Origin of the sequence: Chroococcidiopsis sp. SAG 2025 (genome assembly GCF_032860985.1) — a bacterium.
In the GTDB taxonomy this organism is placed as follows: Bacteria; Cyanobacteriota; Cyanobacteriia; order Cyanobacteriales; family Chroococcidiopsidaceae; genus Chroococcidiopsis.
The window spans coordinates 753,950-771,954 of sequence record NZ_JAOCNC010000001.1 but is presented as its reverse complement, the minus strand read 5'-3'; the positions used below and the strand labels follow the sequence as shown (position 1 = coordinate 771,954).

The 18,005-nt window shown below is 41.6% G+C and carries 14 protein-coding genes; 12 read left to right on the top strand and 2 right to left on the bottom strand.

Annotation, left to right across the window (positions count from 1 at the left end; genetic code table 11):
- The first annotated feature begins 624 nt into the window (after window positions 1–624).
- The 9 genes from N4J56_RS03745 (at window position 625) to N4J56_RS03705 (ending at window position 12,962) form a co-directional block, all read left to right on the top strand.
- Window positions 625–2,079, top strand: a complete 1,455-nt coding sequence (locus N4J56_RS03745) for a DUF4832 domain-containing protein (RefSeq protein ID WP_317105213.1) — start codon at window positions 625–627, stop codon at window positions 2,077–2,079.
- Between the two features lie 269 nt (window positions 2,080–2,348).
- Complete coding sequence (locus tag N4J56_RS03740) at window positions 2,349–3,179, top strand: class I SAM-dependent methyltransferase (RefSeq protein ID WP_317105212.1); 831 nt, start codon at window positions 2,349–2,351, stop codon at window positions 3,177–3,179.
- Window positions 3,180–3,479: 300 nt separating this feature from the next.
- The gene (gene murJ, locus N4J56_RS03735) at window positions 3,480–4,853 is read left to right on the top strand and encodes a murein biosynthesis integral membrane protein MurJ (protein WP_317105211.1); all 1,374 of its coding nucleotides are present in this window, start codon (window positions 3,480–3,482) and stop codon (window positions 4,851–4,853) included.
- Between the two features lie 52 nt (window positions 4,854–4,905).
- Window positions 4,906–6,009 carry a glycosyltransferase gene (locus N4J56_RS03730; RefSeq protein ID WP_317105210.1) on the top strand — a complete coding sequence of 368 codons (1,104 nt, stop codon included), beginning with the start codon at window positions 4,906–4,908 and terminating at the stop codon, window positions 6,007–6,009.
- Window positions 6,010–6,666: 657 nt separating this feature from the next.
- The gene (locus tag N4J56_RS03725; protein WP_317105209.1) at window positions 6,667–7,434 is read left to right on the top strand and encodes a hypothetical protein; all 768 of its coding nucleotides are present in this window, start codon (window positions 6,667–6,669) and stop codon (window positions 7,432–7,434) included.
- Between the two features lie 60 nt (window positions 7,435–7,494).
- Window positions 7,495–8,670 (top strand): glycosyltransferase family 4 protein, encoded by a 1,176-nt coding sequence (locus N4J56_RS03720; RefSeq protein WP_317105208.1) that lies wholly within the window; start codon window positions 7,495–7,497, stop codon window positions 8,668–8,670.
- On the top strand, window positions 8,671–10,626 hold the full coding sequence (gene asnB, locus N4J56_RS03715; RefSeq protein WP_317105207.1) for an asparagine synthase (glutamine-hydrolyzing): 1,956 nt from the start codon (window positions 8,671–8,673) through the stop codon (window positions 10,624–10,626). It begins immediately after the preceding gene.
- Between the two features lie 144 nt (window positions 10,627–10,770).
- On the top strand, window positions 10,771–11,709 hold the full coding sequence (locus N4J56_RS03710; RefSeq protein ID WP_317105206.1) for an SDR family NAD(P)-dependent oxidoreductase: 939 nt from the start codon (window positions 10,771–10,773) through the stop codon (window positions 11,707–11,709).
- An 86-nt stretch (window positions 11,710–11,795) separates the two neighbouring features.
- Window positions 11,796–12,962: a glycosyltransferase family 4 protein gene (locus N4J56_RS03705; protein WP_317105205.1), complete on the top strand. Its 1,167-nt coding sequence runs from the start codon at window positions 11,796–11,798 to the stop codon at window positions 12,960–12,962.
- On the opposite strand, the gene N4J56_RS03700 is transcribed toward N4J56_RS03705, so the two are convergent.
- The gene (locus N4J56_RS03700) at window positions 12,946–13,959 is read right to left on the bottom strand and encodes a glycosyltransferase family 4 protein (RefSeq protein ID WP_317105204.1); all 1,014 of its coding nucleotides are present in this window, start codon (window positions 13,957–13,959) and stop codon (window positions 12,946–12,948) included. The genes N4J56_RS03705 and N4J56_RS03700 overlap by 17 nt on opposite strands.
- Before the next feature lie 40 nt (window positions 13,960–13,999).
- Window positions 14,000–14,977, bottom strand: coding sequence for an NAD-dependent epimerase/dehydratase family protein (locus N4J56_RS03695; RefSeq protein WP_317105203.1), 978 nt, complete (start codon window positions 14,975–14,977; stop codon window positions 14,000–14,002).
- A 162-nt stretch (window positions 14,978–15,139) separates the two neighbouring features.
- Here N4J56_RS03695 and N4J56_RS03690 point away from each other — a divergent pair, with 162 nt between their 5' ends.
- The 3 genes from N4J56_RS03690 to N4J56_RS03680 all read left to right on the top strand — a co-directional run bounded on the left by N4J56_RS03690 (window position 15,140) and on the right by N4J56_RS03680 (window position 17,953).
- Window positions 15,140–15,781, top strand: a complete 642-nt coding sequence (locus tag N4J56_RS03690; RefSeq protein WP_410500296.1) for a sugar transferase — start codon at window positions 15,140–15,142, stop codon at window positions 15,779–15,781.
- A gap of 68 nt (window positions 15,782–15,849) precedes the next feature.
- Window positions 15,850–17,001: a hypothetical protein gene (locus N4J56_RS03685; protein ID WP_317105201.1), complete on the top strand. Its 1,152-nt coding sequence runs from the start codon at window positions 15,850–15,852 to the stop codon at window positions 16,999–17,001.
- 61 nt (window positions 17,002–17,062) lie between these two features.
- The gene (locus tag N4J56_RS03680; RefSeq protein ID WP_317105200.1) at window positions 17,063–17,953 is read left to right on the top strand and encodes a phytanoyl-CoA dioxygenase family protein; all 891 of its coding nucleotides are present in this window, start codon (window positions 17,063–17,065) and stop codon (window positions 17,951–17,953) included.
- The last annotated feature ends 52 nt before the right edge of the window (window positions 17,954–18,005 follow it).

The window sequence follows — 18,005 nt, the reverse complement described above, 5'->3', positions numbered from 1 at the left end:
TTAGTCTTTGATCGTAACATAAGTGGACGACATAGGGACTCGCGGTCTACGAAGTACTTGCGATCGGTGTTCTGAGTAATTAGATTACGAATTTCTACCGATCGCGGCGTGAAGTATAGCTGTCAACTAGGTAAACGCCTCTGGAAAATATTTAGTCTGCTATACAACTATGCCACTCCGAACTAAGGCGAATAGTATTTAAAGTCTTCAAACTTACTGATATTTACCACGAACAGCAAATAATTTCTAATATTCAGCAAATTTAGTCGTCGCTATTGTTAATCTATTTCAAAATACAATCTAGTAATTATAGGCAAATCTTAGCTTCGAGAGTAAATAATTCTCTCGGTTCGCTCTTTACGTATAATCTCGCTATCCTATAAATCAGTGTAATTTCTATTGGTTACTGATTCAATATGAAGTTAATTTTAATTTGTACGCGCTCTATGTAAATAAGACTTGAACTGTACAAGACAAGCTCATTATTTGCTTTGTACCAACTTAAATGCGGTTATTTTTCTGACCGAAAGTAAAGATTTACAGAGAAATAACTAGCAATAAAATATTACTTTCCAGAGGTATATTATGAAAATCAAGTACATATTACAATCCTTCAAATTGTCTGTGGCTCTGCTTGCAACTATGGCGATCGCGGGTTCTTGTACTGCCGCTCCAGCTCCTACAGTGACTACTACATATGAAGGTAGTTCGGAAAATTTTCCAAATCCCGAAAGAGGTTTTTACAAGTCAATTGAGCCTGTCATCTTATCAGAAAACCCCCTGGTAGAGCAACCTGGTTCTCCTTTACAGCTCTCAGAGCTACAACAACTGAGAAGTGAAGGTATGTCTATGGTTCGGCGGTATTACTTGCTGGCAGAATTTAGAGATAAACCAATATCATCATCATTTCTTACTCAAATAACAAATGACTTAAAAACAGCTAGACAAGCTGGCATTAAAATCATTATCAGATTTACTTACAATTGGCTCAATGGTGGTCCCGACGCTCCCGCGAGTATAATACTTGCTCACCTCGAGCAACTGAAGCCAATACTGCGAAGTAATTATGATGCGATCGCTTACATGGAAGCAGGTTTTATAGGATACTGGGGAGAATGGCACGACTCAACTAACAAGCTTGTAGGAGACTCAACTTTAGATGTGAGCGACGATGCCAGAAAAATTTTTTTAAAACTCTTATCAATACTTCCTAAAGACCGCATGGTTGCAGTTCGGTACTACAAACAGAAACAGCAACTATTTAATAACAATAATTCCCTAACATCTACAGAAGCCTTTAATGGTTCTGCTCGATCCAGAACTGGTCATCATAATGATGGATTTAGAGCTGGTATAGATGATGGCGGAACTTATGTTTCTACGCACCTAGATGTTATAGAACGAGTAAAATCATGGCTCAACCTAGAGACACAATACGTGGTACAGGGAGGCGAACCTGCTTGGTCAAGCAATCCCCCTGAATGGGATGACTGCTCAGGTGCTTTAACTGACTTTGCCCGCATGCATTGGAGTGGAATGAATGCAAATGCTAACGGTAACGTTTCAAAACCCGTGTACCAAGGGTGGATAAATCAAGGCTGTATGGAGGAGATTAAAAGGCGATTGGGCTATCGCTTTCGGTTAATCGATTCCAAGATTCTAAGTAGGGTAAAACCAGCTGGCACTTTTTCCATGAGTTTTCAGATTACCAACGACGGATGGGCTAGTCCCTACAACCCTCGCAATCTAGAGGTGATTTTACGTAACCGTCAAACAGGCCAAGTTTACTATTTACCTGTACCAGAAGCTGTCCGGATGTGGATGCCTTGTAAGACTAAAACAGTAAATATAGTAGGCGGGATTCCGACATCTATGACTTCAGGAGAATATCAGGTCTTATTAAATCTACCCGATCCCGTTTACAGGTTGTCTAAGCGCCCGTCCTATTCCATCAGACTGGCTAACAATAAGGTGTGGGAGGCATCCACAGGGTATAATTCTCTATTGAGAAACGTTATCATCGATCCGAATACAGAAGGAGAAAGCTATTCAGGTAATACATTTTTTCAGTTGCGCTAACTCGACGTTGTCACAGAATATCTTATTAAAAAGATAATTTCAGCAGGGCGGAGCATTAATTCAAAAATGCTCCGTGGCTCACCATGTCTAGATGTTTATGTCTAGATGTTGGCAAGCGGTTAAAAAATATAAAAAATGTAATATGATGTTCTAGAGATTGTTTCAAAAATTCATTTACTCTGTTGTAAAATCTTAATACACGTTTACTTTGTAAAAAAACTTGCCCTATGTCAAAAGGTCTTATACGGAAGTACGCCAAACAGAACAATATGACAGTTGAACAAGTTAAAGAGGCGTACGAGATCGAAAAACAGCTAGCCAGGATACTACGTAACTCTACCAGGCAGGAAAGACAAAGACTGCAACTTTATACTTCTTTATATGATGAGTTTTTTCAAAAGGTTCCATCTCACACGCAACTGAAGCAAAAGCTTGGTGCTGAAACTTGGGCTGAAGTTGTAGCTCAAACAATGCAGTTTTTGAAGCGGTTTTTAAAACATAATTCAACATTTTTAGAAATTGGAGCTGGAGATTGTAGTGTATCGCTTGAAGTTGCTAAGTACGTAGAAAAAGCTTATGCAGTTGATGTCTCTAACGAAGTTACGAAAGGTCTAAAAATACCTCCTAATTGTGAAGTAGTTGTTTCTGATGGTGTTAGTATTCCTGTTCCTGTAAACAGTGTAGATATTGTTTACAGTAACCAACTGATGGAACATTTACATCCTGATGATGCCTTTGACCAGCTTAAGAATATATACAAGGCACTGAAGCCTGGAGGGTTATATATCTGTAGCACGCCAAATAGATTATCAGGACCGCATGATGTCTCGCAGTGTTTTGATGAAATTGCTACGGGGTTCCACTTGAGAGAATATTTAATCAGCGAACTGTACAAACTCTTTTGTGAGGTTGGGTTCTCCAGAGTTATTTTTTGTAAAAGTCAGAAAAGAATTCACCTTGAACTTCCCTTAAACCCGATTGTAGTTTCACTCATTCAGGTAAGCGAAAAAGTTATTGGTTCTTTTCCTTACGCGGTCAGGAGGAAAGTGGCAAATAGGTTAATAGTATTTAGAGGAATGACCATAATAGGAAGAAAATAAAGTTCAACTGCAAGGTCAAACTCATTAATTATTCGGATCAGCTACTTGGGTTTAAAGCCAAGCTATAAGTAAGTTGATACAAATATCATTTATTCATTATAAATGGCGGAATGGAAATATACTCTAAATCTTAGTTATAGTCTTTTACTTCTTTGTTTCTAACTTCTGATAATTATTTCTAAAGTAGAACTTATTTGAAGTTAGGTAAGCTTGAATATAAGCACAAATAACTAAATAAGCTGTGAGTTTGATCGGCAAAAATTATGTAGTTTAGAGATAGCCATAGTAGAAAATTGAAAAATGCAAAATCTTCTAGCTACATGGAACAAGCTGACAAGTGGCTCTATCAACCGCAAAATCTTTAGTGCAGTTGTCACAGTTGGCTTATTCACAGTATTTGTCAAAACAACATCTACGGTTAAAGAATTGGTGGTTGCCTGGAGATTTGGTACAGGAGACGATCAAGATGCATTTTTAATTGCCTTAATGCTCCCCGAGCTGAGCATTAACGTATTAGTTGTTTCCTTTACCGCAGCCCTTATTCCTACTTACGTTCGGGTACGAGAACAGGAAGGTAAGAAAGCTGCTCAGCAACTATTTTCTGGAGCAGTAGTTTTGGGTTTAGGAGTTTTAGGAATCGCTACTGTACTATTGGTGGCTACTGCGCCACTGTATCTACCTTGGATTGCATTGGGGTTTAATTCCCAGAAGTTAGACCTAACATTTCGCTTACTTTGCACGATCGCACCTTTTGTTTTGCTGTCAGGAACTATCCAAACCTGGAGCGCAATTTTGAATGCAGGCGAACGATTTGCGCTAGCGGCAGTGTCTCCGCTCGTGACTCCAACTACGTGTATTTTACTACTTGTGAGTTTTAAGTCTTGGGGTATTTTTGCCCTAGCAGCAGGACTGATCTGTGGTGCAATTATAGAAATAGTTATTTTAGGAATTGCACTGCGCCGACAAGGTATTTCACTGCTGCCAAGATGGTATAAATTTGACGATCGCTTGCGTCAAGTAGTTAGCCAATATATTCCAATGGTTGCAGGAGCATTACTACTTTGTAGTGCTAGTTCGGTGGATCAAGCAATGGCAGCAATGCTAGCGCCTGGAAGTGTGGCAGCATTAAATTACGGTAACAGAATTATTGCATCCGTTATGAGTTTAATCGCTACAGCATTAAGTGCTGCTGTAATTACGTATGCTTCCCAGATGGTTGCTTGCCAAGATTGGGTAGGAATAAGTCATACGTTAAAGTACTATATTCGACTCATTTTTTTTACCACTGTGCCTCTAGCAGGACTTTTAATTATTTTTTCTGAGCCTTTAGTTCAAATCCTTTTTCAAAGAGGAGCATTTACAGATGAAAACACGCATTTAGTAGCCCAAATTCAAAATCTTGCTGCTTTACAAATACCTTTTTATCTGGGCAATCTTTTATTGTTCAGATTTATCTCATCAATGCAGCTCAACCATGTAATCATGTGGTGTTGTGGTTTGAGCTTGCTCGTAAACATATCTGCCAATTATATATTTGCGATCTGGTTGGGAGTTAAAGGGATAGCTTTGTCTACCAGCTGTGTTTATGTATTTTCTTTCTTATTCTTACTATTTTTTGCAGCAAAGCATTTGCAAAATCAGCGCGTTCATAAAAACAACAGTAGCTCCAAGTGATAAAAAAAACTAGATAGATATAAATAAAGCATTTTTTTTAAGGATTAAGCTTATGTCTACAGAAAGACGGATCGCAGTGTTTGTTCCTAACTTGGTAGGAGGAGGTGCGGAACGAGTAGTAGTCAATTTACTTAAAGGTTTGGTTGCAAAAAATATTCCTTTGGACTTGATTCTAGGTAATGCTGAAGGGTGCTACTTGACTCAGGTACCAAAGCAAGTACGTATAGTAAATTTTGCCGTAGAACGAGTAGTGAAGGCAATTTTACCTCTATCAAATTACTTACGGCAGGAGAAGCCTTATGCATTACTGTCGCAGATGAACCATACTAACATAGCAGCTGTTGTTGCCAAGGAGCTAGCTCGTGTAAACACCCAATTGGTTCTAGTAGAACACGTTCACTTGTCAGTTGCTAAAAGTAATTTACTCCGAGGGAACTTAGTTTTACCTTTTGTAAAATTGCTTTATCCTCGTGCTGATGATATCGTCGGTGTTTCCAAAGGTGTAGCGCGGGATTTAGAAGTACAACTCGGGTTTGCAACAGGAAAAGTCAATGTTATTTACAATCCAATCGTAGATGATGCACTGATTGCTAAGGCAAAAGCTCCATTAGAGCATCCTTGGTTTCAAGCGGATTCACCACCTGTTTTTTTAGCTGTCGGTCGATTAACAGAGCAAAAAGATTTCTCAACTCTGATCGAAGCTTTCGCACTATTAAGAAAGCAAACAATAGCTCATTTGTTGATCTTGGGAGAAGGGGAATCTCGGAGCGAACTAGAGGCATTGGTACGCGAGTTAGGTATTGCGGCAGATGTCGCCATGCCTGGTTTTGTTGACAATCCTTATATGTATATGAGTAGGGCAAGCGTATTCGTACTTTCCTCTCGCTGGGAAGGATTAGGACTAGTATTAATTGAAGCTTTAGCTTGTGGTTGTCCTGCGATCGCTACAGACTGTCTGAGTGGTCCAAGAGAGATTTTAGCAGATGGGAAATATGGAGCTTTAGTACCAGTTGGGGATATAGAAGCACTATCTGCTGCAATGTTAAAAACATTGCACGCTCCTACAAAGCGTGACTTATTAATCGAGCGAGCAATGTATTTTTCTATCGACCGCGCGGTTTCGGAGTATTTAGCATTACTAGATTATATACATTAAATTTTTCAAGATATAAATATAGGGAAGATGTAACTGAGGAGCGGTTTTAGATGCTAGCAGTCACCTATTTAGGAATAATGTTTTTATAGTTTTTATAGAATTCATTCGCGAGCGAGAAAGAAAGCTTGATATCTTAAGTTTTATAATATTTGGTTTTGTTAATATACCCCCCTACCTGCGTTTTTTTTTAAAACGCTAACTTTGGCAACCAAAGCTCGGAAATAAGTTTTACGGCTACGATTTACAAAGGTAGCATACAAACTCTTATAGCAATATTTATTGGATATATTGCTGTTTTATTTGGCTTTTACTCAAGTTCGGCTATTCAATCTGGAAGAAATATTATTATTAGCAGGAGTAACGAGAAAAATGAAACGATGTATGCTATTGCGTTAGTGATAATGTCTTGCCTAGCAATCTGCATATACAGCTTGCAATACGGCGGTCTTGTGAATGCTTTATCAAGTACTATTCTAATCAGATCGAACTTAGTAGAAAGTGGTAGCTTGGTTTTTGCTAAACATTTTATGTATTTTGCATTTCTTGCATCTTACTTACTATGTTCTTTAATTTTTATTAAAAATAAGAAAAAAAGATCGAATATTTCTTTATATAATCTTCTCTATATCACTGCTCGTTTCATTGTTGGCTGCTTTCTTGTCATCTGGACGTGGATTATTTTTAAACTATTTTCTGGCATTTTTCTTAGTTTTCTATCTACAAAATAAGAAAAAGTCTAATTTGTTGATTAGCCTGCCGATTATTTGCCTCGCAGCTATATTTCTTTTCTATGGAAAACACATTTTCTTTAGTCTCACTGGATTGCCAGATGGGTACGAAGCTGTGGTACAGAAATTTACAGATTCTTTAGAGTACTCAGACAGCGTTGATGAATCAAGTAGCCAGTTTAATCTTTATACATTGATGGGTAACTTTGCTGCTCCAGTTCTTTCTTTAGATATATCTTTCGAGAAACTGTACGATTTGCGATTATTTAGCGATTGGATTTATGGCTTTATCTCTTTCATTCCAGAAAAACTGATACCTTTTGAGAAGCCAGAAACAGTGTCTGATTACAACACTCGGTATATTGTTGGCTCGAATGAATTTGAGATCCCGCCTGGATTTCTAGCTTTTGGTATTTATAGTTTGTCATGGTTTGGACTAGTTATTGTTGCCTTTACATATGGATGGATTAGCCGCTATTTACAAAATGTTTTGGATAGGCACTATGACAAGATATATTGGATGCCATTTCTTTACGTTCTTACAGCACAAGCTTTGATGGACTTTCAGATGTATGGAGACCCGCGAGTATTTTTAAAGGGTTACTTTTGGTATTTACTATCAGCTGTATTTTTGGTATTTGTAGTTAGTAACGTATCTATTGCTCGTCACAGCGATCGCCAAGTCCATAGTAAATAAAATATCAGAGGTACATTCTTTGTTTTCACAAACTCGACAAATAAAAACTGGTTTACCTCTATGAATGCGTCCGATCGGATTGTCGTTCTGAACATTATCACTGGGCTGTATACTGGTGGTGCTGAAATGATGCTTTATAAGCTCCTGTCTAAAATGAATCGAGATCGCTTTAGTCCAGTTGTGATTTCTCTCATGGATCGAGGCACATTGGGCGATCGCATCGCGGCTTTAGACATTCCAGTTCATACTATTGGCATAGAACCAGGCAACCCTCAAGCGAAACCAGTATGGCAATTTATTCGCCAAGTACGGCAAATTCAACCCAATCTAGTTCAAGGATGGATGTACCATGGTAACTTAGCAGCACAATTGTATGCTGCTTCCACGCTGAGATCTGTACCGATACTTTGGAATGTCCGTCAGTCTCTTTATTCGCTAAAGCACGAAAAGCTAGGAACGGCAGCCGTGATTAAATTACTAGCTCAACTGTCTTGGCTGCCTAAAAAAATTTTGTATAACACTAAAACAGGAGCTATTCAACACGAAAAAATAGGTTATCAAAAAGCTAAAACACTAGTTATTCCTAACGGTTTCGATCCAGAAATTTTTGTACCTTCTGTAGAAGCTCGTATTAGTGTCAGAGAGGAGCTACAAGTAGGTAGTGACGCGCTATTAATTGGTATAGTTGGTCGCTATCACCCGATGAAAGATCATGCGAACTTTGTCCAAGCTGCTGCTTCTTTAAGTAAAAAATATCCTCATATACAATTTGTCATGTCTGGCAGGGAAATTGATGAGAGAAATCAAACTTTGTGCAAACAAATTCACGATCTAAAACTAGCGAATCGAGTTCATTTACTTGGGGAGCGCCGCGACATATCTCGTCTGACTGCTGCTTTAGATATTGCAACTTCTGCTTCGGCTCACGGTGAAGGTTTTGCCAACGTTGTCGGCGAAGCAATGTCCTGTGGGGTATCTTGTGCAGTTACAGACGTAGGAGATTCAGCTTGGATAGTAGGTGATACTGGACGGATAGTACCTCCACAGAATGCACAAGCATTAGCTCGTGCTTGGGAAGAGTTAATTGAAATAGGGGCTGAGGCCAGACAAACCCTGGGAACAGCGGCAAGAACGAGAATTGTGGAAAACTTTTCTTTAAACTCTGTCGTAGTTCAGTACGAGACATTATATGAAAGTTTGCTGACGAAAAAACTACAATCAGAGGTTAGCACCTAAATGTGCGGCATCAACGGTTTTTGGGAGACAACTGGACAAGCCAGCAGCGATCGATTACGTACTATTGTGCAGCAGATGTCAAAGACGCTGTTACATCGAGGACCAGATGATAGCGGAAACTGGGTAGATGAGTCGGTGGGAATTGCCTTGGGGCATCAACGCCTGGCGATTGTCGATCTCTCCCCTGAAGGAAATCAGCCAATGGTGTCTGCGGACGGTCGCTACGCGCTCGTGTTTAACGGCGAAATCTATAATTTTTTAGAACTACGCTTGGAGTTGGAATCACTCGGACATTGCTTTCGCGGGCATTCCGATACTGAGGTGATGCTGGCAAGCTTTAGCCAGTGGGAACTGGTTCAAGCAATCGAGCGATTTAATGGCATGTTTGCCTTTGCTTTATGGGATCGGCGAGAGCGTGTTTTGCACTTGGGGCGCGATCGCCTGGGAGAAAAACCACTGTATTACGGTTGGATGGGCAAGACTTTTTTGTTTGGCTCTGAATTAAAAGCCTTCAAAGCCCATCCTCGCTTCCAAACGCAAATCGACCGAAATGCTTTGACTTTATTTCTCCAGCATAGCTATGTACCCGCACCTTATTCAATTTATCAAGGCATCTACAAGCTACCACCAGGAACAGTTCTCACTTGGAATGGCAAAGATAATCGTCCAGTTCCAGTACCCTACTGGTCGGCAAAGGCAGTTGCAGAATTAGGCGTTACCAAACCCTTAACTTTGTCTGAACCAGAAGCTTTGGCGCAGTTAGACACGTTATTACGAAACTCGGTCAAGCTACGCATGGTTGCAGATGTACCGCTGGGGGCTTTCTTATCAGGTGGGATTGATTCATCCACAGTGGTAGCTCTAATGCAGGCTCAAAGCAGCCTACCAGTGAAAACGTTTACTATTGGCTTTTATGAAGATGCTTACAACGAAGCCCAGCATGCTAAAGCTGTGGCGCAATATCTAGGCACAGAACATACAGAACTTTATGTTACCCCAGCAGAAGCTCTTGCTGTCATCCCTCAACTACCAATTTTCTACGATGAACCGTTTGCCGATGTCTCTCAAATACCCACCTTTTTGCTGGCTCAGCTAACTAAAACCCACGTAACAGTAAGTCTCTCTGGTGATGGAGGCGATGAACTGTTTGCTGGATACAGCCGCTATTTCTGGACGCGCCATCTTTGGCAGAAAATAGGCTGGATGCCATCAAGTTGGCGTTCCTTTGCTGCCCGTGCGATAACTAGCATGTCATCCCAAACTTGGAATCGCGGTTTTGCTAGATTGAGTCCCTTACTGCCAATTCAACTTCAGCAAACCAACCTTGGCGATAAATTACATAAGTTGGCAGAAATCGTAGCAGTTCCCGATGCCGAAACCATGTACGCCAGGTTAATTTCTCTATGGCAAGCACCAGAAGCTTTGGTAGTGGAAGGTTCTGAACCCTTGACAATTCTGAGCGATCGCCAAAACTGGGCAAAGTTACCCAGCCTAATGCAGCGCATGATGTACCTGGACACCATCACCTATCTACCAGATGATATTCTGGTCAAAGTAGACCGAGCCAGTATGGGTGTAAGTTTGGAAGCTCGCGTACCATTGTTAGATCATCGGGTGGTAGAATTCGCTTGGCGCTTGCCGCTAGCAATGAAAATTCGTAACAGTCAAGGTAAATTCCTGTTACGTCAACTTCTGTATCAATATGTCCCCAAAGACTTAATTAACCGCCCCAAAATGGGGTTTGGCGTTCCAGTCGATTGCTGGCTGCGCGGTTCTCTGCGAGATTGGGCAGAAGCACTGCTAGATCGAAATCGACTCCAGCAAGAAGGATTTTTCCAACCGCAAGCGATCGAGCGCAAGTGGAAGGAGCATCTTTCGGGCGATCGCAACTGGCAATACTATTTGTGGAATGTACTTGTTTTCCAAGCATGGCTGGAGACAACTAACGCAAACTAAGTTTACTGCTTCTACTACCTGAACTCCTAAGTTGGGAGTGGAACTAAACAATATAACTTTGGGCATCTTAGAGTAGCGCTGCCTCACTTCGTAGCTGTAACAAGATTAACTTAATGTTTGCATGTAGAGAAAACAGGAAAACTGATGAGCGTGATCGCTAAGTCTATCCTAGTAACTGGTGGGTGTGGTTTCATCGGCTCCCACATTGTGGAAGCTCTGGTTAAAGAAGGTTATAAAGTTAGGATTCTTGATAATCTTTCAACTGGTAAACGCGAAAATCTTAACTCTATTAACTCAAACAATTTTGAGGTTTGCGTAGGTGATGTCACGGACTTTTCAGCAGTTAATGCAGCTGTGGAAGGATGTGAGTATGTATTTCACGAAGCGGCTGTTGTTAGCGTTCCTAAAAGCGTTGAAGATCCAGTAGGAACGGGAAAAGTGAATTATGGCGGAACCCTTAATGTTTTAGAAGCAGCTCGCAAACATGGCGTGCGCCGTGCAATTTTTGCAGGAAGTGCTGCGGTATACGGTGACGAACCAACTTTGCCAAAAAACGAGTCAATGCAAGCTTGTCCTATTACTCCTTATGGTGCAGATAAACTGGCATCAGAAGTCATGGGACAGGTTTATGCTCGAACTTTTGGTCTAGAGTTTGTCAGTCTGCGTTACTTTAATGTTTTTGGTTCTCGTCAAGACCCATCCAGCCCATACTCAGGAGCGATCTCTATATTCTGTAATAAAATGCTTCAAGGCATTGCTCCAACAATATACGGAGATGGACTTCAAAGCCGAGATTTCGTTCATGTTTCTGACGTGGTTCGTGCCAACTTGCTAGTGATGCAACACCCAAAAGCCTCAGGAAGAACTTTTAACGTAGGACGAGGGATAGCAACAAACTTATTGGAAATTGTCCAAGCAATTAACGATTTGAGCGGACAACACTTGATACCAATACATCAAGAGGTTCGCCCTGGAGATATTCGCCACAGCCTTGCCGACAACACGGCGTTGCAAAATTTGGGATGGACTCCCTTAACGAGTACTCACAAGGGTTTACAAGAGTTATTACAGTCAAGTTCTTAGTAACTCAATTCAGTATTAAAGTCTATATTGAAGCTTTTTTAACAAAAATCTATTCAAGTTACTGACAAATTGTAGATGACTTCAGTATGAATAAATTATTAATCGTTACCACTGTACCAGCTACGATTGATGCTTTCCTCTTCCCTTTTGTTCATCACTTCCGCACTAAAGGTTGGCAAGTGGATGCAATGGCACAAGGCATCTCAAATAATACGAATTGCTTGGAAGCTTTCGATCGCGTCTGGGAAGTAGAATGGTCGCGCAACCCTCTTCAACTTCAAAATCTCATGGTTGCTCCGCAACAAATTCGACAAGTGGTAGAGCAAGAAAAATACGATATAGTTCACGTACATACACCAGTAGCGGCTTTTGTGACTCGATATGCTCTCAAGCAATTAAGAAAGCGGGATCAGCCGAAGGTGATTTACACCGCTCATGGTTTTCACTTTTATCGCGGTGGGAAGCTGTTAAAAAACGCTGCTTTTCTCACTCTAGAGAAGCTGGCTGGAGCCTGGACAGACTACTTAATAGTTATCAACCGAGAGGATGAAACAGCCGCCAAGCGATATCAGATTGTTCCTGACGAGCGACTCCGCTATACTCCAGGAATTGGAGTAGATTGCGATCGCTACAGTTCCAAATCTGTTAGTGATGTTGAAATCCAAATGGTACGCCAGGAGTTAGGCTTAGCACCGAATGCACCACTTTTTCTATCAATCGCTGAACTGAACCCTGGTAAGCGACATCAAGACATTTTGCAAGCATTGGCACAGCTAGGACGGTCTGACGTACACTTAGCATTGGCTGGAACTGGACCGCAGCAGGCAAAATTACAGCAACTAGCATTCCAATTGGGTATCGCCGAGCAAATTCACTTTTTGGGTTATCGTCATGATATTCCTGTTCTGATTCGTGCCTCAGTAGCTACCGTACTTGCTTCTGAGCGGGAAGGGCTACCAAGGAGCATTATGGAGTCATTGTGTCTGGAAACTCCGGCGATCGGCACGAAAATTCGCGGTATCCAAGATCTACTCGCAGAAGGCTGCGGTCTTTTGGTCAAGGTTGGGGATGTAAAGGGATTGACTGAAGCTATGGCTCGAATACTCGATCGCCCCGAAGAAATTAAGCTCATGGGTCAACGAGGTAAAGAACGGATGAATGAATACGAGCTGCAAAAAATCATCCAAATGTACGAACAACTGTATGCTGAAGCATTAGGGCAAAAATTTATCGAAGTTAAGACTCCTGCTTGATAACGCGCGATCGCAAATAGATTTCGCCGCCTAATCCCGCCGCTACCGTACCGATTGCGCTCACGATCGCACCCTTGAAGCCATAAAAGCTCACAACTAAGGCGATCGCGAGGGTTATTCCGATATACGTAGCGGCAACTCGCCCATGCGACCAACCAGATTGCTGTAGTCTTTGATACAAATGACTGCGATGTGCTTGAAAAATATTTTCTCGCTTTAAGAGGCGACGCACGATCGTGTAAATTGCATCTCCTATCAGTGGGAGAGTCACAACCAAGGCTGACCAAGCCTGCACTGCGCTATCGCCAGCATTGAGTAAAGCGATCGCCACTGTAGCACCTAAAACGGTACTACCGGCATCGCCCATAAAAATCTTGGCTGGCGACCAGTTCCACCACAGAAAGCCTACGAGCGCTGCTACTAGAAACCACAATAGGGGCTGATGTAGGTAAAAAGCAAAGAAACCCAACTCAATTGCACTCGTTCCAGCCACAATTCCGTCCAACCCATCCATAAAGTTGTAGAAGTTGACGATCGCTGTCATGCCAATTGCAGTTAGAACAATTGCTACAACACTACCGACAACTCCAAACTGCGACAGCCAAGGTTGAGGAAAAGCACCAAAATAAGTCACTGCAACTCCAGCAACAGCCAACTGAACCAAATAACGAATGCCTGCGGGAACGTTACTGCGATCGTCAATAAACCCAATAGTGGCAAGCGGAATCAGTATTAACCAGACAATCGCTAAATTAAGATTTAATGGTACGTCTGCAAATAGATGAACATAGTTATTTCCCATAGCAATCGCACTCGTAATGGCGAAGGCAATAATAAATCCTAAGCCGCCACCACGGGGAGTAGGCTGGGTGTGAGAGCTGCGCTCGTTCGGAATATCTAGTAAGCTCTGCCGAAAGCGCTGTCTAATCAAATTCACGGTCAGGAAACTAATTCCAAAGCTGAAGACCGACAACACGATCGAAGGCATGGTAGTCATACTCAGTGAAAAATAACAATTAAAGCATATTTGCTATGTATCAAATTGGCGATCGCAGCATTTGTGCTAAACCTGCATCAACCGTAAAGGGGGGTTGCCAGTTCAGAGTCCTCTGAATGTAGCTACTATCAATTGCTAAACTTCCTAGTAGGCGATCGATAGTCGATGTGTTGAGAGGCAATTGTTTTTTACTAACATTCTGTACGGTATCGCCTAATTTTCCTCCCAGTTGCAACCAACTTGGAGGAACTGACAGCATGTTACATGGGTGCTTTAAGTTGACGGCAATTTTTTGAATTAATTCTGGTGTGGAAAGATCCTCTCCATCGCTGACTAAAAATGTTTGATTTGCTGCTTGGGGATGGTTCAGGGTAGAGGCGATCGCATCTACTAAATTTCCCACATAAATTAAACTGCGACGATTTTTAACTGCACCAAATGGCAGTGGTAAACCTGTTTGAACGAGTTTAATTAACCGTTCCATATTACCAGGATTTCCCGCACCATAAACTAGAGGCGGACGTAAAATTGTCCAAGTCATAGCACTTTGACTAGCAAGCTGTACTAGGGCTTGTTCTGCTTGCAGTTTGCTGCGACCGTAGGGCGTATCTGGTTGACAGGGCGAACTTTCCGTGAGGGGGCGATCGCTACTTGAGGTTATTGCTCCAATCGAACTTACGAATACGAACCGCTTCACCCCTGCGGCGATCGATTGCTTGACGAGATTGACCGTTCCCTCGGTATTGACACGCAAAAACTCTGCTTCTGGATCGGACGCTTTATCTTGAAGAATATGGGCGCGTGCTGCTAGGTGAACGACTATATCTATACCCTTTAAAGCCGAATGCCAATCAGTATTGCCGTCAATATTACCAACTTTTACGGCTGTAACGTTGGCTGGCAGTCGGGCAGAATCGTTTCGTACAGCTGCCACAATCTGCAATTTCTCTTGCAGCAGTCTGGGTAGCAAATGGCTAGCAACAAAGCCAGTGGCTCCAGTAACCAAAATCGCGTTCATACTGAGTCCCGTCATTTACGGCGATAGCACAATCCATCAGGTAACAGAGTACTATTTTTTACTTAAAAAACTGTAATATAAGAAAAACTCTGTTACAGTTCGGACAGAGGAAATCATACCTAATTATTTATTTCGTCTACTCAAGTAAATCTGCTGTTATTTATGCGCAGGCTCAAGCAGTTAAGCCGATTAGTTAAATCTGTGCTCGATCGCTTTGTTGCCGCGATCGCGCTGATAATATTGTCTCCCATTGTTATTGGTGTTGCGATCGCCATTCACTTTCGCATGGGTTCTCCAGTTATTTTCACTCAACCCCGTCCAGGTAAAGCAGGAAAGATTTTCAACTTTTACAAGTTTCGTACCATGACCGACGAGCAAGACGCACAAGGAAATTTACTTCCTGACGAACAGCGCCTCACTCCTTTTGGTCAATTCCTCCGGCGCACTAGTCTTGACGAATTACCCCAACTGTGGAACGTGCTCAAAGGCGACATGAGTTTTGTCGGACCCCGCCCTCTATTAGTCAAATATCTCGATCGCTACACTCCAGAACAAGCTCGCCGTCATGAAGTCAAACCTGGAATTACAGGATGGGCGCAGGTTAACGGTCGTCGTGCTCTGGACGGCAATTGGGAAGAGAAATTTAGACTGGATGTCTGGTACGTCGATCGTTGGAGTTTTTGGCTTGATTTAAAGATTCTGGTACTCACAGCTTGGAAAGTCTTACAACAAGAAAATATCAGTCAAGCAGGACACGCTACAGGAGAGGAGTTTAAAGGTAGCACGAACGAATACTCAAACTAACGCCGAGCGAATGTTGTGTTTTTCTAAATTCAAAAAGACAATAAAAATAGTTATGCTGTGGTAAACCTATGAGAGCAAGATGGGAAATAGGTTCAGAATTTGATTGGTCGGAACTCGTATTATTGCAATCTACGTCTCATGAATTACTGCCCAATCGCTATGAATTATTTTCTACGGGAACTGCCGCTTTATTATCTCTATCAAATGTTATCCAAAAAACTCAGACCGAACGTTTAAGGTTGCATGTACCGTCATTCTACTGCATGGAAGTTGTTGCCAAGCTAGAAAGAGTCTTCGACATATGTTGGTATCAGGACTTACCAACGGAAAGCCGTCCTAATTTCAGTTCTCTCAATCCATCATCTGGCGATCTAGTCCTGGCGGTAAATACATTTGGTATTAGAGAAGCAAAAGTTTGGCAAGATTGGTTAGTGCAGCAAAACGATATCATTTTAATTGAAGATCACAGCCACGATCCCTTCTCTTTGTGGGCGCAGCAAAGCATAGCTCACTATGCAATGGCATCTCTACGCAAAACTTTGCCAATTCCTGATGGTGCGATCATTTGGTCCCCACGAGCAATGCAGTTACCAACAGCTTCTAGCTCGGAATCATTAGGAGCTTACAAACGGTTGACTGCTATGTTACTTAAAAAAGCTTATCTGAGCGGGATAAACATTTCTAAAGATGTATATCGAAGACTAGATGTAGAAAGTCAAGTAGAACTAGGTAATGAAACTCACTGTGCTATTTCTACGTTTACGTCAACTATTTTAAGTCACTTAAATATTGCCAAATTTCGACAGCAGAGAGAAGCAAATATCAGACAATTTATAGATTTAATTCCAGCAACAGTTAGCGGTTGGATGCCTCTTTTTACTTCATGGAGTGCGGGAGCAGTACCGTTCAATATTATTATAGTTTGCAAAGATCGAGAAATGCGAGATGCTTTGCGTAATTACTCGATCGAGCATCAAATTTTTCCAGCAATTCATTGGCAGCAACCGAAAAAACAGATTTCATCAAACGATATTTTAGCCATAGAATTATCAAAGCGAATTTTGACAATTCCAGCAGATCAGCGTTATACATCTGATGACATAGAGCAAATGATGGAGACACTACTTGGATTTTCAAAATCTCCTCAAGCGCGAAAATTAAATTGTGTTAAACCTACAAATGACTCTGCCAAAAATTATGAGATCGCTGAAGATTCTTAAAAATTCTAGAAATAAAACTTGCTAATTCAGATAGATAAAACAAAATAAAAAGGAGAAGATATTGGAAACTATTACTCGGTATTTATCAGAGGATCAAGTAGCATTACTGCCTACCGAAGCAGAAATCGCTTTTTATGAAGAACACGGTTGGTATGTGTCCCAGCAGATACTTCCAGACGAACTAATTGACAACGCAATTTTAGGTAGCGAACGGTACTATCGTGGCGAACGAGATACTCAACTGCTGATAAATGTGGGATACTCTGATTGGCAGCCAGGAGATACAAGTATTCTCCGCAACAATGAGTTTGTCTCCCTACAAAATCAGCAACTACAGCAACTTGGTTTTTATCCTATAATAGCGGCGATCGCTGCCCGTTTAGCAAGAGCAAAACAAATTCGGCTATTTGCCGATTCGCTCCTTTGTAAGATGCCAACGACTAGGAACAATAACAATGGAGTTGTTGGCTGGCACGCTGATAAGGCTTATTGGTCTACCTGTAGTTCAAACAATTTATTAACTGCGTGGATTCCTTTTCAGGACTGCAACGAGCTGCTCGGACCTCTTGTGGTTATCGACGGCAGCCACAAATGGGAGGACAAACAGGATCTCAAGAATTTCTACGCTCAGAATATAGAAGCTCTGGAACAAAAGTTTCGCCAACAAGAAAGACAAATTCGTAAAGTACCAATGACCTTAAAAAAGGGTCAAGTCAGTTTTCATAACTGTTGGACAATTCATGGCAGCTACCCTAACTATAGCAATTCGCCTCGTCTGGCGATGGCAGTACATATGCAAGATGGTGCCAATCGCTACCAACCTGTCTGGAATCGGGAAGGAAAACAAATTTATATCGGTTACGACAGTTTGTGTCGTTCACTGCTAAATGGCGATCCAGATTACAGCGATCCGACAATTTTTCCGCTGTTGTGGGTAGAAGAAGGTAGTTAAACAGCTTTGCAACTATGTGTCAGCTTTCTTCAGCCTAGAAAAATAGTAATTT